This is a genomic window from Vibrio sp. V33_P6A3T137 (assembly GCF_009904835.1).
Classification (GTDB): domain Bacteria; phylum Pseudomonadota; class Gammaproteobacteria; order Enterobacterales; family Vibrionaceae; genus Vibrio; species Vibrio metschnikovii.
In genome coordinates this window covers 1-3,091 of record NZ_WXWK01000128.1, presented here as the reverse complement: position 1 = coordinate 3,091, position 3,091 = coordinate 1, and the positions used below count along the sequence as shown (strand labels likewise).

The following is a 3,091-nucleotide window of genomic DNA, read 5'->3' as shown; positions in this document are numbered from 1 at the left end:
AAAAGAATTTTTAGCTTATAAAACAGCATGTTTTTAGCTATAACCGTGATCGTGGTTGTGAAGCTTCACGTAATTAAGAGCACGATCACTAATCAATCAATGGCCATGACAAGTCATCAAAAAGCCTTTTTACCTGAAAAACTCTGCTCAGTGTGTAAGCGCCCCTTTCGTTGGCGGAAGAAATGGCAACGTTGTTGGGACGAAGTGAACTATTGCTCAGAGCGTTGTCGTCGTCAGCGGGGTAAAGCATGATGAGCTCTCCAGCCATCAACATTGTTTGGTTCAAGCGTGATTTACGTTTAAGTGATCATCCCCCCTTGTGCGCTGCATTAGAGAGTGGAATACCGACGCTGTTGGTGTATTTCTTTGAGCCCATGCTGCTCAATGATCGCCATTATTCCGAGCGCCATTGGCGTTTTGTCTGGCAATCACTGCAAGATATCAATCAACGGCTCGCTCGATTTGGTCATCAGATACTGATTGCTAATGTCTCGGCTGAGCAAGGTTTGGCGACATTAGCGGCACATTTTTCGATTCAAGGTCTTTATTCTCATCAGGAAGTGGGTCTTGCCAATACCTTCGAGCGTGATATTGCCATTCAGCATTGGTGTACGGAGCAGGGGATAAATTGGCATCAAAGTGCTTATGGCGCCGTACGCCGCGCGGCAACTCACCGTCAAGGTTGGGATAAGCACTGGCAAGCGATTATGCGAGCACCATTGGCAATGCCGAATTTAACCGCACAGAGGTTAATTTCTGTTTGTGCTACCGATTTAGGCTTGGATAACAGTGTACCATCAGCTTGGCGACGTAAAGAGAAAGGATTCCAAACGGGCGGTGAGACACTGGCTAAACAGACTTTAGACGATTTCTTTCAGCGCCGAGCAAAAAATTACTACTTTCAGATATCCAGCCCGTCGCTCGCCCGAGTATCTTGTTCGCGTATGTCCCCTTATCTTGCATGGGGCAATATCTCATTGCGCGAGATGTATCAAACGCTACTCAGTTATTGGAACGCTGCTGGGTTAAGGCGGAGTCTAATTGCGTTAGCTTCACGATTACACTGGCATTGTCATTTCATACAGAAATTTGAATCAGAATGTGAGATGGAGTTTCGCTGCGTAAACCGTGCTTATGAGCCGCTTCTGGCGCAAGCGTGTCAGCCGGATACAGAACTTATTGAAGCTTGGAAAAGCGGTCAAACCGGCATTCCATTAGTCGATGCCTGTATGCGTTGTTTGTATCATACCGGTTATTTAAACTTTCGTATGCGCGCAATGTTGGTGAGTGTGTTGACGCATCATATGAATCAAGATTGGCGTGCGGGAGTTGAGCACTTAGCACAACTCTTTTTAGATTTTGAACCTGGTATTCATTATCCGCAATTTCAGATGCAGGCTGGGGTGACTGGGATCAATACCATTCGAATTTACAACCCAATCAAACAAGCTCAAGAGCATGACGCGCAAGGTGTGTTTATTCGGCAGTGGGTGCCTGAATTGGCAGAAGTGCCATTATCTTTGCTGTTTGAACCTTGGCAAATGAGCCCGATGGAAGCCATGATGTATCAATTGCCCGCCGATAGTCGCTATTTAAACCCAGTGATTGATGTGGCAGCTTGCGCTAAGCAAGCGCGAGATAGGTTATGGGCTTGGCGCAAGCGAGAGGATGTTAATCGTGAAGCTCAGCGTATTCTTGCCATTCACGCGCGGGTGAATATGAGGTAATGGGGATTTTTGTACAAAGACGGGGGCTGGGTTAGCTACATTTATTGGGGATGTTATGGGACACACACCAAAAGTATGGAAAAAGTATGATTTTTAGTCTTCTGGTGATTCGATAGCACATTTAATCATCATTTATTGCTAAGGTTCCTTCACGTTTAATGGAGGACACTACTTTGACCACCGCTCGACAACAACTGGTTTCTACGGATGTAACATCTTATTATCACTGCATTTCTCGCTGTGTTAGGCGCAGCTTTTTATGCGGAAAAGACACTTTCACTAATCGCTGTTATGAACATCGCAGAGAATGGATAGAACAAAAAATCTATTCGTTAACTAACGTCTATTGCATTGATATTTGTGCATACGCGATTATGAGTAATCACTATCACTTAGTGGTAAATATTAATCAAGACAGAGCGTTAAACCTCACACATCATCAAGTCGTTGATCGCTGGGGCCAAGTTCATAAACTCCCAGTACTCATCCAACGTTGGCAAAATAAACAACTCACTAGCCTCGCTGAACAAACACGCTGCATTGAACTAATTGAAGTTTGGCGGGCAAGGTTATCGAACTTGAGCTGGTTTATGAAAGAGCTTAATTACGACATTGCTTGTAAAGCTAACAGGGAAGATAACTGCACCGGGCACTTTTGGGAGAGCCGCTTCAAAAGCCAAGCGTTACTGGATGAAAAAGCACTGGTTGCGGCAATGGCTTATGTTGATTTAAACCCGATACGAGCGGGGATAGCTGATACCCCAGAAACCAGTGAATTTACCTCGATAAAAGCCAGAATTAATGCGCTAAGCAAAAATTTAGTGACAGCGCCTTGTTTGCATCCATTTATTGGTAACCCAACTAATGAGCTGCGAGAGGGGATCCCTTTTCGTCTGATGGATTATTTAGAGTTGGTTGACTGGACCGCTCGCCAGTATCGAGACGGCAAAGCATCCATGAGCAATAAAATGCCAAATATTTTGTCGCGATTAAGTTTCAATTCAAGGGATTGGCTAAAAATCTGCATTGGTCTAGAGAAGTCGCGCGCGACCGCTATTGGTACTCGGCCTCAGGCAGCAATAGCGAAGGTAGTTTTTAAAAAACAAAAGATGCACCTGTATCTTTTGGAGTAAGTGTTAGCTTTACTATAAAAACTCAGCATAAAAACTAGACCAGAACCTTTGCTGGAATTATGCATTCTTTTAATTCAATCAATATACGATATCTACCTACTTGTTATAACCTCGTTTTTAATTAATTTAGTTTAAATAGACCTTAAACGCTAGGAGACAGAGTTAGTTTTACTATCATTTGATAAGTTTTTAGTACTAATCCTTAGAAATGGAGTTATTTGGTGTGTGTCC

General features: G+C 43.7%; 3 protein-coding genes. All 3 read left to right on the top strand.

Annotated elements, in window-relative coordinates; translation table 11 throughout:
• The first annotated feature begins 105 nt into the window (after positions 1 to 105).
• The 3 genes from CAG60_RS12380 (at position 106) to CAG60_RS12370 (ending at position 2,860) form a co-directional block, all read left to right on the top strand.
• Positions 106 to 252, top strand: coding sequence for a DUF2256 domain-containing protein (locus tag CAG60_RS12380; RefSeq protein ID WP_161439049.1), 147 nt, complete (start codon positions 106 to 108; stop codon positions 250 to 252).
• Positions 249 to 1,727, top strand: coding sequence for an FAD-binding domain-containing protein (locus CAG60_RS12375; RefSeq protein ID WP_161439048.1), 1,479 nt, complete (start codon positions 249 to 251; stop codon positions 1,725 to 1,727). Before CAG60_RS12380 ends, CAG60_RS12375 begins: the two co-directional genes overlap by 4 nt.
• Before the next feature lie 158 nt (positions 1,728 to 1,885).
• Complete coding sequence (locus tag CAG60_RS12370; RefSeq protein ID WP_161429665.1) at positions 1,886 to 2,860, top strand: transposase; 975 nt, start codon at positions 1,886 to 1,888, stop codon at positions 2,858 to 2,860.
• Positions 2,861 to 3,091 lie beyond the last annotated feature (231 nt).